The 17391-nt window shown below is 55.2% G+C and carries 15 protein-coding genes; 7 read left to right on the top strand and 8 right to left on the bottom strand.

The window, feature by feature from the left end:
• Positions 1–35: 35 nt before the first annotated feature.
• From TH30_RS15470 to lsrA, 5 genes are all read right to left on the bottom strand, one after another.
• Positions 36–1283 carry a class II aldolase/adducin family protein gene (locus tag TH30_RS15470; protein WP_114098984.1) on the bottom strand — a complete coding sequence of 416 codons (1248 nt, stop codon included), beginning with the start codon at positions 1281–1283 and terminating at the stop codon, positions 36–38.
• A gap of 89 nt (positions 1284–1372) precedes the next feature.
• Positions 1373–2398 carry an autoinducer 2 ABC transporter substrate-binding protein LsrB gene (lsrB, locus tag TH30_RS15475; protein WP_114098985.1) on the bottom strand — a complete coding sequence of 342 codons (1026 nt, stop codon included), beginning with the start codon at positions 2396–2398 and terminating at the stop codon, positions 1373–1375.
• An 11-nt stretch (positions 2399–2409) separates the two neighbouring features.
• Positions 2410–3411 (bottom strand): ABC transporter permease subunit, encoded by a 1002-nt coding sequence (locus TH30_RS15480; RefSeq protein ID WP_114098986.1) that lies wholly within the window; start codon positions 3409–3411, stop codon positions 2410–2412.
• Positions 3411–4460 (bottom strand): autoinducer 2 ABC transporter permease LsrC, encoded by a 1050-nt coding sequence (gene lsrC / locus TH30_RS15485; RefSeq protein WP_114098987.1) that lies wholly within the window; start codon positions 4458–4460, stop codon positions 3411–3413. The genes TH30_RS15480 and lsrC overlap by 1 nt, the downstream gene beginning before the upstream one ends.
• Positions 4453–5958, bottom strand: coding sequence for an autoinducer 2 ABC transporter ATP-binding protein LsrA (lsrA, locus tag TH30_RS15490; protein ID WP_114098988.1), 1506 nt, complete (start codon positions 5956–5958; stop codon positions 4453–4455). The genes lsrC and lsrA overlap by 8 nt, the downstream gene beginning before the upstream one ends.
• Before the next feature lie 235 nt (positions 5959–6193).
• Here lsrA and TH30_RS15500 point away from each other — a divergent pair, with 235 nt between their 5' ends.
• Genes TH30_RS15500 through TH30_RS15510 form a run of 3 tightly spaced genes read left to right on the top strand, consistent with a single transcriptional unit; the run spans position 6194 to position 9060 of the window.
• Positions 6194–7138 carry a sugar-binding transcriptional regulator gene (locus TH30_RS15500; RefSeq protein ID WP_114098990.1) on the top strand — a complete coding sequence of 315 codons (945 nt, stop codon included), beginning with the start codon at positions 6194–6196 and terminating at the stop codon, positions 7136–7138.
• A gap of 3 nt (positions 7139–7141) precedes the next feature.
• Entirely contained in the window at positions 7142–8707 is a 1566-nt protein-coding gene (lsrK, locus tag TH30_RS15505; RefSeq protein WP_114098991.1) for an autoinducer-2 kinase, read from the top strand.
• A gap of 47 nt (positions 8708–8754) precedes the next feature.
• Complete coding sequence (locus tag TH30_RS15510; RefSeq protein WP_114098992.1) at positions 8755–9060, top strand: antibiotic biosynthesis monooxygenase; 306 nt, start codon at positions 8755–8757, stop codon at positions 9058–9060.
• Between the two features lie 116 nt (positions 9061–9176).
• Here the strand turns inward: TH30_RS15510 and TH30_RS15515 are convergent, their stop codons facing one another.
• Positions 9177–9872, bottom strand: coding sequence for a DsbA family oxidoreductase (locus TH30_RS15515; protein ID WP_114098993.1), 696 nt, complete (start codon positions 9870–9872; stop codon positions 9177–9179).
• Between the two features lie 180 nt (positions 9873–10052).
• Positions 10053–10313: a hypothetical protein gene (locus TH30_RS15520; protein WP_114098994.1), complete on the bottom strand. Its 261-nt coding sequence runs from the start codon at positions 10311–10313 to the stop codon at positions 10053–10055.
• 309 nt (positions 10314–10622) lie between these two features.
• On the opposite strand from TH30_RS15520, the gene cimA reads away from it, so the two are divergent.
• The 4 genes from cimA to TH30_RS15540 all read left to right on the top strand — a co-directional run bounded on the left by cimA (position 10623) and on the right by TH30_RS15540 (position 15091).
• Positions 10623–12236, top strand: coding sequence for a citramalate synthase (gene cimA, locus TH30_RS15525; RefSeq protein ID WP_462096091.1), 1614 nt, complete (start codon positions 10623–10625; stop codon positions 12234–12236).
• A gap of 210 nt (positions 12237–12446) precedes the next feature.
• Complete coding sequence (locus TH30_RS15530; RefSeq protein ID WP_114098996.1) at positions 12447–13229, top strand: RNA methyltransferase; 783 nt, start codon at positions 12447–12449, stop codon at positions 13227–13229.
• 293 nt (positions 13230–13522) lie between these two features.
• The gene (gene rpsD, locus TH30_RS15535) at positions 13523–14140 is read left to right on the top strand and encodes a 30S ribosomal protein S4 (protein WP_114098997.1); all 618 of its coding nucleotides are present in this window, start codon (positions 13523–13525) and stop codon (positions 14138–14140) included.
• A 297-nt stretch (positions 14141–14437) separates the two neighbouring features.
• Positions 14438–15091, top strand: a complete 654-nt coding sequence (locus tag TH30_RS15540; protein WP_147252020.1) for a LysE family translocator — start codon at positions 14438–14440, stop codon at positions 15089–15091.
• Between the two features lie 94 nt (positions 15092–15185).
• Here TH30_RS15540 and TH30_RS15545 read toward each other — a convergent pair whose 3' ends face one another.
• The gene (locus TH30_RS15545; RefSeq protein ID WP_114098999.1) at positions 15186–17384 is read right to left on the bottom strand and encodes a mechanosensitive ion channel family protein; all 2199 of its coding nucleotides are present in this window, start codon (positions 17382–17384) and stop codon (positions 15186–15188) included.
• Positions 17385–17391: the final 7 nt, after the last annotated feature.

Raw genomic sequence — 17391 nt, forward strand, 5'->3', positions numbered from 1 at the left:
AGTGGGGGAGTTAGAGGCATTGGAACAACAGGGAGTTATTTTTTCTGCAGCTTGGCCTGTTCGAGAGACCAGTATTCCATGTCAAACAGATCGGCCTCATTGATCGGCTGGAATGTGCCGACTTCTTCCGCTGCATTGATGATGCGGGCCGTCTGTTCGCCAAGGTCACCGGCAATGCGTGCGGCCTTGTCATTGGCACCAAGGCCGATCAGACCGGCACCCTTGATGAGAACCATGCGCGGCCAGGCATCCAGCATGACTTTCGGTTCGCTGGCATTCGGGGCATTACGTTCAAAATAGGCCGTATACCGGGTTTTGAAATCCGCCAGTGCTGCTGCGATGTCATCGGTATTTGCGTTGGCCGCAATGATCAGCGGAAACGGCTTGATACGGATGACGTGATCCGGGGTTGCCGTGCCACGCAATGCTATGGTTTCAAGTGCATCGTTTTCGAGATACCGACGGATCGACGGTGTGCTGCGGAAATCAAGGGCAAGTCCGCCAGCAAACGGTGAATTATCCGCGCGAAGGACGGTTTCAAGATTGGCTGCAAGTGCCGGGTCAATTTCCCGGTCCGAGCTTTCCGGGCCGGGAAGTGCAATGCCCTTGGCAGTCAGATAGTTTTCGGCATCGGTGACGAAATCAATCATGCGGTCATAGGACTGTTTGGCCGTATCACCAAAGGTGAAAAGCCCGTGGTTTTTAAGCCACAATCCTTCGCAATCGGGGAACTGGTCAAACAGATCGGCACCGGCAATCGACAGATCATAGCCCGGCATGACATAGGGAAGGAATGCCAGACGATCCCCGTAAATTTCCCGCATGATTTCTTCGGAATGGTCCTGGTTGGCGAGCGCGAGGACGGCCGTGGAATGGGTATGGTCGACGAAATCAAACGGAAGATAGGCATGCAGCAATGCTTCGACCGACGGGTTCGGGGCGGACGAGTCAAGCAGGTTGCTGCGCAACAGCGCAACCATTTCCGGGTCAGACAGCTTTTTGCCTTTGCGTGCGGCATGAAGCGGGGCGAGCTTCACCGCAGGCAGGCCTGGGGCCTCAATGGTTTCAAGATCCCAGCCACTGCCTTTGACATGCATGATGGCTTCGCCGTCCGCACCGGTGACTTTGACCGAGGTATTGCCACCGCCATGCAGGACCAGATCGGCGACCTGACCGATGATGCGCGAGGTGTAAACACGCAGACCAAGTGCTTCGGGCTGACCGGCTGCGCGTGCCTCGTTGGCATAACGGGCCGCGTCATTATCGTTCCAGAGATTCTCCATCGGGCAATATCCGTAATTCTATCAAAAAATTTCTAAACAAATCCGGGTACGGCAAACCCCCAGGATTGCCGTACCCGTGGTACCAAAGATCAGAAATCGAAGTTGTCGATATTGTCTTTGGTGAAGACGGTGCGGTTCGGCAGCAGGATGATGCCGTTACCGTCGGCTTCGTAGTCATAGCCCTGAACACTGTTCGGGGAGACTTCGACGGTACCAACACCCGGAATGTCGAGCTTGTCGCCAACATTCATCGGGCCGTTATCAAGAACATGGTTGGCAACAAAGACCGAAATCTTGCCCTGTTCGGTAACGTCCCAAAGACCGAAACGCTCAACAGTGCCGCGTTTGACATAGGGGCGCATGACATTCGGGGTCGAGAAACCGACAATGGTAACCTTGCCAGCGCGATCAAGGTTTTCAGCAGCCTGTGCAGAAGCCGGAAGAGCATTGGCATCCGGTGCGATGATGGCATCAAGATCCGGATAGGCTTTCAGGATGCTTTCGGCAGTCTGAAGGGATTTCTGGGCATCGTTATAACCGTACTGGGTGGTAACGATTTCCCATTCCGGATGTTCGGCTGCGATCTTTGCCTTGGCGGCGTTGGCCCATGCATTCTGATCGGTCACGGTCGGGCTTGAATAGAAGAAAGCGACTTTTGCCTTTTCCTTTTTGATGCCGTCATTTGCCATATCGACAAGAAGACCGCCAAGCTGTTCCGGGGTACCCTGGTTGATGTAGTAGCTGCGGCATTCCGGTTTCACGTCGCTGTCCCAGGTCATGACCAGAACGTCGCGCTTCATGGCGCGCTGCAAGGCCGGGCACAGGCCATCGGGGGAAACCGACGACAGAATGATCGAATTGTAACCCTGGTTCACGAAGTTGTTCACGAACTGGACCTGACCGGAAACGCTTGGTTCGGTCGGGCCGTCATAGGTGACATCGATGCCCAGTTCCTTACCGGCTGTGGTCGCGCCATTGCCGCCACTGGTAAAGAAGCCAACGCCGACAAGTTTCGGAATGAAGGCGATCTGGTTTTCGGCAAAAGCCGGTGCTGCTGCCAGAAGCGAGCCGGCAAAGGCTGCTGCGGTCATCAGTTTAAGCGTTCTTCCTGACATTTCTTTCCTCCTTATGATGCTGCGCGTTTTCGGTTCGTCGCCGTTATTCGCGCAGCGACAAAATCGGCCAGCACGGCGCTTCCATGGCGCAATGCGACCGCAACCACCAGCAACGCACCGGAGAGCGCGCTGGAAATCTGACTGGGGACACCGCTCATTTGCAGGCCTTGCTGCAAATAACCGATGACAAGGGTGGCAAGCAGGGTGCCGATGATCGACCCCTGGCCACCATAGATTGACGCACCACCAAGGACTGCTGCGGTAATTGCGGGCAACAGCGTTGCGGTGCCAAGGTCCACACGTGCCGATCCGAAATAGGATGACAGAACAAGGCCCGCGACCCCGGCAAAGACGCCGGTCATGACATAGGTGATGGTCTGAATGGTTTTGATCGGAAGGCCGCTATAGCGGGCGGCATGTTCGCTTAGTCCGCACATAAAGACCGAGCGGCCAAAGCGCGAATAATGCAGAACTACAAACAGGATGGCGGCTTCGATCAGCAGAACAAGGAACGGTGCCGGAAGCCCGCCCAGTTCAAAATAGGCAAAGGATGTAAAGGCATCGGGGAAATTGCCAATCCCCTCATAACCGCTGGCACCGACCACGCCCGAAAGCACGGTCGCAGCCCCGCCAAACAGATACAAACTGCCAAGGGTGACGACAAGCGGCTGAATGCGTGAGACATGAATGACCGTGGCATTGAAAAGGCCTGCCATGGCACCGGCGGCCAGGGATGCCAGCATCGATACCGGCAGAGGCATGCCAAAAAAGTTTGCGATGCCAAAGACAATGGCGCAAAGGCCAACCGCAGACGCAAAGGATACATCGATCCCGCCAGCGATAATGACAATGGTCAGTGGCAGGGCGACGATCCCGATCTGGGCAAAGTCACTGGTGCTGTAAAGCAGGTTCGAAAGATTAAGGAAGCGCGGATTGATCATGCCAAAGATCGCAAATTCGGCGACCAGCATGGCCAGAAGGGCCGTTTCCCAACGCAGAAGATAACGTTTCATTATTTGCCAGCCTCCTGAATGCGGGTTTTAGGCAGGACATCCGAACCCGGTGCAGCAGATTGATCGGAGTGATTGTGATGATGGACCGCATAGCGTTTGGCGCGGATGGCGCGATCAACAGCCATGCGAACACGGCCATCAAGCAGCAGCACCAGAAGCAACACGGCACCGGCAATGAAATCGTTCCAGAAGGCCGGGATTTTAAGGAACACCAGCGCACTGTCGATCGAGGTCAGGAAAATGACGCCAACGAAGATGCCCGGAACTGTTCCGCTTCCGCCCAAAAGGCTGACGCCACCCAGAACGTTTGCTGCAATCGCCTTGAGCTCAAGCCCGTTGCCAGCCTGATTGGGGATGAAGCCGATCTGCGCGGCAAAGATCATGCCCGCAACGGATGCCAACACACCGGCGGCAACAAAGGCTGCGATCTGAACAAGCTTGACCGGAATGCCAAGGTGACGGGCCGCTTCGCGGTTATCGCCCACGGCATAGAAATAGCGTCCAAAACGGGTTTGGCGAACAAACAGCCCGACCACGATCAGGGAAGCAATGACAATGACGGTCAGAACCGAGAATCCGACGGAGCCATTATCGGCCAAGGCCTTAAGCGACAGGGGAAGTTCCTCGATCCAGTTGCCGCCGGTCATGATCAGCATGACGCCGCGGAACAGGCCAAGTGTGCCAAGGGTCGCGATGATTGATGGCACATTGAGCATGGTGACAAGCAGGCCATTGATCAGCCCGGCAATGGCACCGGTCAAAAGGCAGGCGGCAATGGCAAGCCCAAGACTGTGCCCGTCATTAAGCATCATGCCAAGGACGACGGCGCTCAGCCCGAGAACAGAACCGCTTGAAACATCGATGTTGCGGGTCAGGATCACCAGCATGGTGCCCAGTGCAACCGACATCAGAACAAGGCTGTTGGACATGACAACCGATGCGGTCGACAGCGACAGATAACCCGGTGCCGCAGCCCCGATCAGAAGAAAGGCAAGAATGGTGACCGCGCACAGGGTCGCCACGCGATTGCGTGCGAAGAAATCAAGCATCGGTGTGGCTCCCGGACTCGAAGGCAAGATGGGCGATGGCATCAACCGTTACGGCGTCGTGTTCAAGTGCGCCGCATTGAAGGCCATGCGCCATGACGACAACCCGGTCGGCAAGTTGTTCGATCTCGTCAAAGTCAGACGAAATCAGAACAACGCCTAATCCCTTGGCAGCCAGTTCACGAATAAGACGGTAAATGTCGTTGCGGGCGGCAACGTCAACACCACGGGTAGGTTCATCAAGGATCAAAACCCGTGGGTCAGCGGCCAGACATTTCGCCAGCAGGACCTTTTGCTGGTTCCCGCCGGAAAGACGACCGGCCTGTTGTCCTTCGCCCTCGCATTTGATGCCAAGGCTTTGACGGAATGCGTCAAAGGCAGATGTCTCGTCCTTGCGTTTCGGGAAGAAACCCAGACGATGCATGGTGTAGCCAGACATGTTCCATGCAAGGGATGCCTCAAGGAACAGTCCGTTTTGCTGACGGTCCTCGGGCAGATAGACCAGACCGGCATCGACACAGTCACGCGGCGAACGTTTGGTCAGCGGGGTGCCCAGAAGATTGAGGTTGCCGCCGCGTGCCGGACGCAAACCAAACAGGGTTTCTGCAAGCTCAGACCGACCGGCACCGACAACACCGGCAAGGCCGACAATCTCGCCCGCCCGAACATTAAACGAAATGTCGCGGAAACCTTCGCCACTGAAGCGGTCAATTTCCAGAACCACATCGCGTGTGCCGAAATCAATATCGTTGGCCGCACGTGCAACCGGTTGGGCCGATTGCACGGTTTTGGTCATGGCTTCGACGATCTGATTGTCGTCATATTCGCTAAGCGGGCCGGATAGAACAATTGCACCATCGCGCAAAACGCTGATCACGCTGCAAATTTCGCGAATCTCGCGGAGCTTGTGCGAGATAAAGAAGATGCCAACACCCTGTGCTCTGAGCTGACGGACGCGGTCAAACAGGGCGTTTGCCTCGTGCGGGGTCAGGGCCGATGTCGGTTCATCAAGAATAAGGACACTGGCCTTGCGAATCAGGCCGCGCATGATTTCGACAATCTGGCGGTCGGCAATTTCAAGTGTTGCGGCCTGCGCATCAAGATCAAGCGAAACCGCAAGATCGCGCAGCAGGGCTTCTGCCTCGGCGCGCAGGGCGCGCGGTTTGGCCTTGAGACCAAGACAGATATTTTCCAGCACGGACTGGTTAGGAAGGATGTGAGCTTCCTGCGGGACAAGATAGAGACCAAGCGCCTGTGCGGCAGATGGAGATGCCTTGCCCAGAAGCTGTTCATTGATTTCGACCGTTCCCTGGTCAGCATCAACCAGACCGGCGATGGTTTTCATCAAGGTGGATTTACCCGCGCCGTTCCCGCCCAGAAGAGCGTGAACCTGCCCGGCTAGCAGTTCGATATTGATCCCCTTGAGAACCGGTGTTCCGCCATAGGATTTCCATATGTCGGCAACACGGACTGCGATCCGGGATGTTGTATTCTGTTCCATCCCTAGGAGCCTGTTCATTTGTTTTTATGAAAAACATTTGATCGCATGATTCCAAATTCGTCAACAAGCATGATTTTTTGATGATTTCGCTGATATCCAAGGATATTGAGCGAAAATGTGCTGCGATGCGGAAAGTTTTTATGCAATTCCATGTCGTGCGCACAGCTGTTGACGTGATCATTTGTTTCATGAATAATCAAATGAACATCAAAACAGAATTTCAGGGACTGGAAATATGGCGTCGGACGGAAGCGACTGGAGTTATGCGGATGCGGAGGAGGAAACTCTAACCCGTATTGCGTGGTACTACTATAACGATGGCATGACCCAGGGCGAAATCGGCGACAAGCTTGGTCTTTCGCGTATCAAGGTTTCCCGTCTGCTCGAAAGCGGTCGACGAACCGGCATCATTCAGGTGCGGATCAATTCCCGGTATCAGGGCTGTCTTGAACATGAACAGCGTCTTTTGGATGCCTGGGGCCTTCGCGAAGTACGTGTTGTGCCGAATCTGGAAAACGGTGATCTGAACGAGCGTCTTGGTCAGGCGGCTGCGCAGTTTCTGATGCAGCGTCTGGGGAACGACGATCTTCTTGCTGTGGGTTGGGGGGCGACGGTCAGTCACACCATTCAGCGCATCGGGCATATGGCCAATGAACGCAATGTATCGCTGGTCAGTTTGACCGGCGGGGTTGCGACCTATGTTGACGGGATGCGCACCGCGAACTGGGGCAGCAGTGTCCATCTGTTACCGGCACCGCTTGTGGTTTCCGAGGATTCGGTCGCCCGGGCCCTGATGGGTGAGCCGGGCATTTCCAACGTTCTCGAGATGGCGATGAATGCTGCCTATCAGCTTGTCGGTATCGGCGAATTGAATAACGAGTCGACCGTGGTCCGCAGTGGCTATGTCACCCCGGCCGAGGTCGAGCCGCTGCGCCGCAAGGGTGCGGTGGGCGACATCCTGTGTCAGTTCTTTGATGATAATGGCGATGTGCTTGATCTGTCGCTGCATCAGCGTGTGATCGGGGCACGTCTTGAATCCCTGAATAAATCAAAGAACGTCATCGCTGCGGCGGGTGGCGATGGCAAGGTGCGCGCGATCCGTGCCGCCCTTAAAGGAAAATATGTCGACATCCTGATAACGGATGAAAAAACGGCAGAAAAATTGTTGGAGGAAGTCTAGGCAATGTCAGCAGGAGATTACCTGCTTGCGGTCGATGCCGGAACAGGCAGCGGTCGGGCAGTTGTGTTTAATCGCGATGGTCATCAGCTTGGCGCATGCCAGCGTGAGTGGTGGCATAAGGAAGACCCGCGTTTCCCCGGTTCAATGGATTTTGATGTTGAGGGCAACTGGAAACTGATTTGCGACTGCATTGCCGGTGCGCTGTCCGAAGCCGGTGTTTCAGGTGACGAAATTGCCGCCGTCAGTGCGACTTCCATGCGCGAGGCGATTGTTGCCTTTGATGCGGATGGCAAGGAAATCTGGGCGTGTGCCAATGTTGACGGTCGTGCCGTTGATCAGGTGCGCGAGCTTAAGGAAAGCTTCCCGGGTGTCGAGGAAGACCTTTACGGCAAGACCGGGCAGACCTTTGCGCTGGGCGCCTTGCCACGGCTTCTCTGGATCCGTCAGCAGATGCCAGACATCTATGAAAAGATTGATCGCATTGCGATGCTCTCGGACTGGGTGGTTGCCCGTCTTTCGGGGGTAATCGCATCTGATCCGTCCAATGCCGGGACTACCGGTATTTTCGGATTGAAGGAACGCAACTGGTTGCCCGAGGCCATGCGTGCGGTTGGTCTGCGTGATGATATCTTCCCGCAAGCATGTGAAACCGGAACGGCTGTTGGTCATGTCACTGCAAAGGCCGCCGCAGAAACCGGCTTGTCGACCAAAACCGCCGTTGTTGTCGGGGGTGGTGATTGCCAGTTGGGTACGGCTGGTCTTGGTGTCACCGGGATCGGGGATTGCGCGGTTCTGGGCGGAACGTTCTGGCAGCAGATCGTCAATGTCGATCAGAACCTGACCGACCCGTCGATGAATTTGCGCATCAATCCGCACGTGATCACCGGCCTTAATCAGGCCGAGGCGATCAGCTTCTTTGTCGGGGCTGTGATGCGCTGGTTCCGTGATGCCTTCGGGCAAGCAGAACTTGCGCAGGTCGATGATCCCGGCAAGGCCTATACCCTGCTGGAAAACCAGTCAAAGAATGTGCCGCTTGGCGCGCACGGGGTTATTCCGATTTTCTCCGATGTGATGCGCTATGGCAGCTGGTATCACGCCGCCCCGTCTTTCCTTAATCTCAGCATTGATCCGGAAAAATCCGGTAAGGCCGTCTTGTTCCGTGCCTTGCAGGAAAATGCCTGCATCGTGGCCGCGCGGAACCTGGAAGCGATCTTTGCGCTTAGTGGTAAACGTCCGGAGCAGATCGTGTTCGCTGCAGGTGCGGCAAAAAGCCCGCACTGGTCGCAAATGCTGGCCGATGTGACCGGTATTCCGGTTGCAACACCGGTGATCAAGGAAGCAACCGCACTTGGTTGTGCCGCAGCCGCGGCTGTTGGTGGCGGTTTGCATCATGATCTTGCCGCTCTTGGGCGTGAATGGGTGCGGTGGGAGAATACGTTCGAGCCCAACGACAAGGTCAAAGCCGATTACGACGCATTGGGTGAACGCTGGGCGCAGGCCTATGCCGCGCAGCGCCAATTGGTCGATCAGGGGGTTACGACCTCCATGTGGAAAGCGCCGGGCATCTGACCTGGCAAGAAAATTGATCGAAGTGAATTAATCAAAAAGGATAAATCATGCTCGTACAAATGGTGCATATTGAAGTCAAACCGGGACATGTCGATGAATTCATCGAGGCATTCCGGATCAACTATGAAGGAACGCGCAAAAACGAAGAGGGCAACCTGCGTTTTGATGTGCTGCGCGACCCGGAAAATGAACATAAGTTCATGATTTACGAAGTTTTCAGTTCCGAAGATGCTTTTCAGGCGCATCGCCAGACCGAACATTACAAGGAATGTGTGCGTCGCATCGACCCGATCATCACCGGCCCGCGCACGAAAACCTATTTCAACGCGGAAATGGCCGATTACCTTTCCTGAGGTAATCAGTCCGTCTTTCGGGCGGTCTGTCAGCGTCCGAAGATATAACAAAGCCCCGGTATAATGCCGGGGCTTTGCTTTATATTATATCTATAGATCCGGTTTGACCGGGTTGATCAGGCTTCGCTTTCGGCCTCGGCCAGAATTTCGTCACCCTGTCGGGCGATCTCGGAGAGGGCCTGTTCAAAGACCTCTGGTGGATGGCCGCCGGAAATGGCGAATTTGCCGTTAATGACATAGGTCGGAACCGAGCTGATGCCTGCTTCGCCGAATTCGTCTTCCTCGGCGCGGACTTCCCTGGCGAATTCATCGCTGGCAAGAATTTCCGCCGCACGTTCCGGCGACAGTCCGACGTCCTCGACCGCACGTGTGAGAACACCGTGATCAGACATATTGTCCCCACCCTGGAAATAGGCCGCAAACAGATTAAGCTTAAGCGCGGTTTGCTGGCCGTATGCGCCTTCCTTGCCAGCCCAATAGAGCAGGCGGTGGGCATCAAAGGTGTTGTAGATGCGGCTGTCCGAGCTGAAATGGATCGGGAAACCGACATTTTCGGCCATCATGGTAATGCGTGCGCGATTGTCCGCACTCTGGTCAGCAGTAAGACCGTATTTTTCCTTGAGGTGCTCGGCGAGGTCCTGACCTTCTGGCGGCATGTCACGGTTCAGTTCGAACGGATGCCAGCGCAGTTTAACATCGATCTCGCCATCAAGACGGCTGATGGCATCTTCAAGGTTCTTATACCCGATAATGCACCAGGGGCAGACAACGTCCGAAACGATGTCGATCTGCATGGGAATGGCGTTCGTCATTGGTAAGCCTTGCGTTATGTAATTCGATACTGCCCATCACATAATAGGTATGGGGCCAAACGCAAGAACAGATCGCAAAGCTTTATGCGAAAGAGGCTGGTGCACATCTTTACGAATGCCGGGCACAAGGCATCGGAAGGTCATATCGGAAATCGGAATGCGGAAAACGGGAGCCGGGTTTCAGCTTGGTCCATCTGTCGGACTGCGCCGGGCATTGTCGACCATATATTCTGCGAATGTTTCAAGGATCGGGCAAGACCAGTCAGCACGCATACGTTCGCCGTCACGTTCCCATTCGCCGTACCAGCGTTCGTCGATGTCGCGGAAAATGGTGTAATGGGCGAACCTGTCTGATGCCGTCCAGCAATTCTTGCCTGTGCGTTGCCAGGTCAGACCGGCAAGCATCATTATATCAACGCTGGAGGTGGCTTCATATGCCATCGTCGATGTCCCTAGACCGCGGAGGGTGTGCTTCAAACTGCGGCGCAGTATCCGCAGGCTTTACAATGTATGGTAGAGTTAAGCATTGAAAGGTGGGGGTTACAACCATTCAAGGGGACAGGTGAGCTATTCTTAAGGTGGGTGCAGGGTGGGATAGGGTGGAAAACGTCCCGAGCAGCCTGATTTGCGTAATGCTGTTGCGCTGAGGGGTGTTTTGCGGCAATTTGCCAGACCCGTTTACCGGAAAGAGCCGATCCGTAAGGGAAAGCAAGGCCACCCGGAAAGAGAATTCGATCAGTTGGAATGAATATGTCAGACAAGCGCGTCTATCTCTATGACAGTACCTTGCGCGACGGGCAGCAGACCCAGGGCGTGGATTTTTCGGCCGCGGACAAGACCGCGATTGCCAAGGCACTGGACGAATTGTCGATTGACTATATTGAAGGTGGTTGGCCGGGGGCAAATCCGACCGATGATGCATTCTTTGCCAATCCGCCCAAGCTTAAGAATTCCAAACTGACCGCTTTTGGCATGACGCGTCGTGCCGGCCGTTCGGCATCAAATGATCCGGGGCTGGCAAGCCTCGCGCAGAATGCGCCGATCGTTTGTATGGTGGGCAAAAGCTGGGACTTTCAGGTCACCGAGGCACTGGGGATCGAGCTTGATGAAAATCTGGCGATGATTTCGGAATCCATTGCCCATCTGAAATCACAAGTTTCCGAAGTCATGTTCGATGCCGAGCATTTCTTTGATGGCTATAAAGCCAACCGGGACTACGCGCTTTCGGCGATCAAGTCGGCCTATGAAGCCGGTGCGCGCTGGGTGGTTTTGTGTGACACCAATGGTGGCACGCTGCCGGACGAGATTTTTGACATCGTGACCGATGTTTGCTCAGTCATTCCGGGCGGCAACGTTGGCATTCATTGCCATAATGATACGGAAAACGCGGTCGCGAACTCGCTTGCGGCGGTGCGTGCGGGGGCGCGACAGGTGCAGGGCACGCTGAATGGTCTGGGCGAGCGTTGCGGCAATGCCAACCTGATTTCGATCATTCCGACCCTGATGCTCAAGATGGGATATGATGTTGGTATCTCGCATGAACAACTGACCCATTTGCGCCGGATTTCGCATGTTCTTGACGAGCGCCTGAACCGCGAACCGTTGCGTCAGGCAGCCTATGTCGGTGACAGTGCCTTTGCGCATAAGGGCGGGCTTCATGTATCTGCTGTGGAAAAGAACCCGGCTTGTTACGAGCATGTCGAACCGGAACTGGTCGGGAACCAGCGCCATATCCTTGTGTCCGATCAGGCGGGGCGTTCGAATATTCTGGCCCGTTTCCGTGAAATCGGTGTCGAGGTCGATCCAAAATCCGAAGCGATTGGCAAGCTGGTTGAAACCGTCAAGCAGCGCGAGTTTGACGGTTATGCCTATGACGGGGCCGAAGCCAGCTTTGAACTTCTGGCCCGCAAGGCGATGGGCGAGCTTGATCGTTATTTCCGTGTGACATCGTTCCGCGTGATTGACGAACGTCGCTGGGTTGATGAGCAGGACGAGCAGGTCATCACCATGTCCGAAGCCACCGTCAAGGTCGTGGTCGGCGAAGACCAGTTCATGTCGGTCGCCGAAGGTAACGGTCCGGTCAACGCCCTTGATGCCGCCTTGCGCAAGGTTCTGGTAACGGTGCCGGAATATCGCGAAGCGGTCGAGCAGATCGAACTGATCGATTATAAGGTCCGCATCATAACCCGTGGCGATGGCACGCGCGCGGTGACCCGCGTCATGATCGAAAGCCGCGACAAGGATGGCAATAGCTGGTCGACGGTTGGTGTTTCGACCAACATTATCGAGGCGTCCTATAACGCGCTTCGCGATTCCATTACCTATAAGCTGTTCAAATCCAGCGTACGCAGCCAGCACGGCTAAACCCGACGCCTTTGAACGCTGCATCATGCGACCGGGCAGTCTCTGCCCGGTCGTTTGTATTTGGGGCGGGGGATGGATGCCGTGGAGCAATGTGATCGCAACTTGCCGTCATCGAGACTGGCGCGAATGGTTGGCTTTTGCTAAGTAAGCGCCAATATTGACGGAAATATCCGTCACCAACCCGCATTTGACGACCGGAGATCTGACCCGATGAGCGACGCCGTAGGGAGTGCCAAACCCGAAACTGGGGGCATTGCCAATCCGCCCGTAATCATTCTGATTGAACCGCAGCTTGGCGACAATATCGGCAAGGCTGCGCGGGCGATGTTGAACTGTGGTCTGGTCGATCTGCGTCTGGTGCGACCGCGCGATGGCTGGCCCAATGAACGGGCGACGGCCAATGCATCGGGTGCCGATATCGTGATTGATAACACCCGGGTGTTCGAGCGCGAGGAAGATGCCCTTGCCGATCTCAACCGCGTTTATGTGACCACGGCCCGCACCCGTGATGCGATCAAACCGGTCTTTACCCCCAAGGGTCTGGCACCGGAAATGCGCACCGTGATCGGGCGTGGTGAAAAGGTTGGTGTGATGTTCGGTCCGGAACGGACCGGTGTGCGCAATGAACATATTGCGATGGGCGATGCGGTTGTGACCGTGCCGCTTAATCCCGGTTTCACGTCGCTTAATCTGGCGCAGGCGGTTCTGCTGATCGGGTATGAATGGTGGCAGGCTGGCGTCGATGTGCCCGATTATCAGATGATGATGAACGATACCTTCCCGGCGACCAAGGATGATATGGAACGCCTGTTTGTTCATCTTGAGACCGAGCTTGATGCATCGGGTTTCTTCCGGGTCGAGGAAAAGCGTCCGAACATGGAACGGAATATCCGCAACATCTTTAACCGTGCGAACCTGACCCATCAGGAAGTCCAGACATTGCGCGGCATGATCGTTGCGATGCGCGGCGGCAAGTTCAAAGCCAAGGATTGATCCTGCAAACCCGATATTGTCCAGTAGGTTGTCGGGGGATCGCCGCCGGGTTTGGCAAAGGGGCGGTTTGCTTTGACCGCTATCGCATCCGATGCGGCAGAAATGCAGGGCTTGCATGCATTGTCAGGCGGGCGATTAATGTTTGACTCTTGGTCAATCATCTCTATATTGCGCCTCACTTCCGAGAAAGCGGGTCGAAACAGGTGTTTTCGTCCCCGTTCCGTATGTCCGAATACCGGCACATGGAAACTATCGGGACAATAAAGTGATCTTTAAAAAAAGAGAGTTACAAAATGTCGAAACGTATTGCTGCAAAGCATAAGATTGACCGCCGCCTTGGTGTTAACCTTTGGGGTCGTGCAAAGTCGCCGCTGAACAAGCGCGAATACGCACCGGGTATGCATGGCGCAACCCGTCGTAAGAAGCCGACCGACTATGGTACCCAGCTGTTCGCTAAACAGCAGCTTAAAGGCTACTACGGTTCCATCTCCGAAAAACAGTTCCTGCGTTACTTCAAAGAAGCATCGCGTCGTCCGGGTGACACCTCGGAAACCCTCGTTGGTATCCTTGAGCAGCGCCTCGACGCGGTTATCTACCGCATGAAATTCGTTCCGACCGTGTTTGCTGCACGTCAGTTCGTTAACCACGGCCACATTCTTGTTAACGGCAAGAAAGTAACCATTCCGTCTTACCTTGTTAAAGAAGGTGACGTTGTCGAAGTGAAATCCGCTTCGCGCGAAATCCCGATGGTTATGGAAGCAGCCAACCTGGCAGAACGTGACGTTCCGGAATATCTCGACGTTGATGCGAAAGCCTTCAAAGGTACCTTCGTTCGCGTTCCGAAATTCGCAGAAATTCCGTACCCGGTTCAGATGCAGCCGAACCTGGTCGTCGAATTCTACTCGCGTTAATCCTTACGGATTTCGCGACGAAACGATACGAAGACGCCCGCTGGAAACAGCGGGCGTTTTTGTTTGGCTGTATCACGGGCGACCATCGGCCAGCTTTGCAATAATCCTGTCAGAAATTGCTCTGGCGGGATTGTTTTTTGCCTAAACGGCTTTGTTGACAGACAGAGATTTCAAACTTTGTCGCCCCCAAAGAGTTTCCTTGATTTTCCATGCTGCGGGCCGCATCTTGATGGTGGGAAAAATATAAAAAATGTCATACGAGCCCTTTGGGTGCGTTATGAAGCCAAGGAAACGTCGATGCATCTTGAAACCTGGCTTGCCTATGTTGCGGCCTATACCATGATCTGCCTGATCCCGGGGCCAAGCGTCCTGATGGTGCTGGGGCAATCTGTGTCCCGTGGGCGAGGTGCGGCGCTTTATTGCGTGATTGGGGATCTTGCCGGGGGTGTGTCGGTGATGACGGCATCCTATCTTGGTCTTGGTGCGGTTCTGGCCGCATCAAGCGAGATGTTCATGGTCGTGAAATGGGCGGGCGTGGCCTATATGGCGATCCTTGGTGTCCTGCAAATTCGTCAGGCCCGCCGTGAAGGCCGATTTGGCGGGCAGGCTGTTTCAGATGGCGGGGAAAATATGGTTTCCCATCCCGCCGAACAGGGGCTTTGGACCGGTTTGCGGGCGGGGTTCCTGACCGGCGTTCTGAACCCCAAGATCATTCTGTTTTACATGGCGTTTCTGTCGCAATTCATTGATCCGACCGGCAATCAGACGGCCCAGTTCCTGATCCTGATGGTGACGTCGCTTGTGATTGTTGCAGCTGTTCTGTGCAGTTATGTCTTTGCCGCGTCACGGGTGCAGACCCTGCTTAAGGGCAAAAAGGCCCGTCAGTATCTTGGTTATGGCGGTGGTGGATTGATGCTTGGTGGCAGTGCAATCATGGCAGCGTCACGCTAGAAACCCGATCACAGCCAAACGATCAAAGAAAACCCCCGATGCGATGTCGCATCGGGGGTTTTGTCTTTCAGGCCTGTCAGGATGCCAGCAACAGCTATGGCTTGTTAAGTTGCTCGGATGCCTGTTGGGCCGCGGCGGCAACGGCTTCCTGTTTTTGTTCCGGTGTGGCGTCGGCAGGGACATCGACCTTGACGTTGCGCGATGCCATCTGGATACCGTTTTCCTTGAACATCGCCAGAACGCTTTGATAGACGGTTTTGCGAATGGTGAATTGTTCACCGGGTTTGGAGGTATATTTCAACCCGATCACCATGTTGAATTCCTCCATCCGGCGCACACCCTGGGATTTCAGCGGTTCGATGAAGCTGTCGCCGATCAGCGGATCATTAAGAAGATCGGCAGAAAGCTTTTTGACCAGCTTTTTGATCTTGTTGACGTCGGTTTCAAACGGCACACGGAATTCCAGTTTGACGATGACCCAGTCGCGGCTGTGGTTGACGATGGATTTGATTTCGCCAAACGGCACGGTCTGAAGCGGACCGCGATGGTGACGCAACTGCATCGACCGGATCGAGATGTTTTCAACCCGCCCCCTGAGGTTGTCGACCTCGATATATTCGCCAAGGCGGAATGCATCATCAAGCAGGAAGAACACACCCGCGACAACGTCACGCACAAGTGCCTGACTGCCAAAGCCAAGCGCCAGACCAACCACGCCTGCACCGGCAATCAGCGGCCCGATATCAACGCCAAGCGATGACAGCGTGACCATGGCCACCATGATCACGATTACCGTCAGGGCAAAGTTCTTGAGCAGCGGCAGCAGGGTTTCAATGCGTGACAGCCCGGCACCACCACCTTCGTCACCGCCATGACCACTGTTTGACGCGCTCATGCGTTCATCAAGGAATGTCTTGATCAGCGACCAGATCAGATCGGCAATCAGAAGGATCATGATGATTTCGGTTGATGCATCAATGATCCGGGCAAAGATCCCGGCATCCTCTGCCATCGCCAGACGATCCAGACCCCAGATGCGCCACATGCCAGCCAGCACAAAGACCAGAGCCAGCAGGCGCACGCCGCGTTTCAAAACGGTGGTGAAGACCGGAAGCATGGGTTTGACCGGCTGGTATTCTTCGTCATGTTCAAGGGCATTTGCCTGTGCCGCAGCATTTCGCTCGGTTGCTTCCTGTTCGGCGGCTTTGACCTTGATGCGATGCTGGCCTTCGATGATGTTGCGGAAGATCACATCAAACAGACAGGCCAGACCGATCACCAGCAAGGCCTTGAGTGCGCGCTCCGCCCCGACAATTGCCGCCCCGCCGACAAGGATCAGCCAGGCCGAAACAATCGCAGGCCATAGACGGGCAATCGAGGTTGGCAGGGCGATCTTTTCGACTTCATTGGTTGCTGTGTGGCTGGCAAAGAACCGGCCAAGCCACCATGTCGCGACACAGAATGAAATGACTGCGATCAATACGGCAAGGTCAAACAGGATCACATCGCCCAGGACCATGGTTGGTGCGGCGCTGAATACACCGGCCAGCCCGAATGCAAACAGGGAAATCCCCGCCGCCCAGGTCAGGCTTTTGGTCAGGGCAGTGGCTGCAAGCGGATCAACATTGATCATGCGAAGACCATCGGCCTTGGGCGCAAACAGGAACTGCAAAATGATCATCAGGATGCGCAGCAGGAAGAACGATGTCAGCAACGACATCACCGCTGCTTTCATGATTGGCGGCCAGTCAAAGATCAGGAATGTGCCCACCGACCCGATGGCAAATACACCAAGTGACAGCAGTGAAAGCACACAAAGGGCGATGATCTGTTTGAGGCGGTCGGAGAATTTTTCGGGTGTCTGGGCCTCAAGATAGGCACACATGGATGCAGAAAACCGGCGATAGATGATCTCGGCAATGATTCCGACACCAACAAAAACAGCCGTGAAAATGGCAACCCACATCAGACCGGTCTTGCCGAAATCCGAAGACATCAGGGCCAGGGTGGCGTCAACTTCGTCGGGGAAGGCGGCAAAACCGCGAAGGGTTTCGTCAATATGGGCCTTGGTGCGGTTGATGCCATCATCAAGGAACGCGTAATAGCTGAAGGCCTCGGCTGCAACATCATCGGGCGCGCTGGCCGGGTTGGATGTGGCAGGGGCAGCATCATTTGATCCGGCCATGGCGGCAACGGCAGCCATTTGTGCAGATGCAGGTGTGTGCTGGGCGACAAAGCATGCAGAAACCAGCCAGATTGCCAGCCATGCCATTGTTTTGATTGCTCGTTTCATCCCTGGT

The sequence above is a fragment of the Thalassospira profundimaris genome (assembly GCF_003326795.1).
GTDB classification, from domain to species: Bacteria; Pseudomonadota; Alphaproteobacteria; order Rhodospirillales; family Thalassospiraceae; genus Thalassospira; species Thalassospira profundimaris_C.

Excerpts from the sequence above, each read along its gene's own strand:
- TH30_RS15470 (WP_114098984.1), bottom strand. The coding sequence starts at position 1,283 with ATGGAGAATCTCTGGAACGATAATGACGCGGCCCGTTATGCCAACGAG.
- lsrB (WP_114098985.1), bottom strand. The coding sequence starts at position 2,398 with ATGTCAGGAAGAACGCTTAAACTGATGACCGCAGCAGCCTTTGCCGGC.
- TH30_RS15480 (WP_114098986.1), bottom strand. The coding sequence starts at position 3,411 with ATGAAACGTTATCTTCTGCGTTGGGAAACGGCCCTTCTGGCCATGCTG.
- lsrC (WP_114098987.1), bottom strand. The coding sequence starts at position 4,460 with ATGCTTGATTTCTTCGCACGCAATCGCGTGGCGACCCTGTGCGCGGTC.
- lsrA (WP_114098988.1), bottom strand. The coding sequence starts at position 5,958 with ATGGAACAGAATACAACATCCCGGATCGCAGTCCGTGTTGCCGACATA.
- TH30_RS15500 (WP_114098990.1), top strand. The coding sequence starts at position 6,194 with ATGGCGTCGGACGGAAGCGACTGGAGTTATGCGGATGCGGAGGAGGAA.
- lsrK (WP_114098991.1), top strand. The coding sequence starts at position 7,142 with ATGTCAGCAGGAGATTACCTGCTTGCGGTCGATGCCGGAACAGGCAGC.
- TH30_RS15510 (WP_114098992.1), top strand. The coding sequence starts at position 8,755 with ATGCTCGTACAAATGGTGCATATTGAAGTCAAACCGGGACATGTCGAT.
- TH30_RS15515 (WP_114098993.1), bottom strand. The coding sequence starts at position 9,872 with ATGACGAACGCCATTCCCATGCAGATCGACATCGTTTCGGACGTTGTC.
- TH30_RS15520 (WP_114098994.1), bottom strand. The coding sequence starts at position 10,313 with ATGGCATATGAAGCCACCTCCAGCGTTGATATAATGATGCTTGCCGGT.
- cimA (WP_462096091.1), top strand. The coding sequence starts at position 10,623 with ATGTCAGACAAGCGCGTCTATCTCTATGACAGTACCTTGCGCGACGGG.
- TH30_RS15530 (WP_114098996.1), top strand. The coding sequence starts at position 12,447 with ATGAGCGACGCCGTAGGGAGTGCCAAACCCGAAACTGGGGGCATTGCC.
- rpsD (WP_114098997.1), top strand. The coding sequence starts at position 13,523 with ATGTCGAAACGTATTGCTGCAAAGCATAAGATTGACCGCCGCCTTGGT.
- TH30_RS15540 (WP_147252020.1), top strand. The coding sequence starts at position 14,438 with ATGCATCTTGAAACCTGGCTTGCCTATGTTGCGGCCTATACCATGATC.
- TH30_RS15545 (WP_114098999.1), bottom strand. The coding sequence starts at position 17,384 with ATGAAACGAGCAATCAAAACAATGGCATGGCTGGCAATCTGGCTGGTT.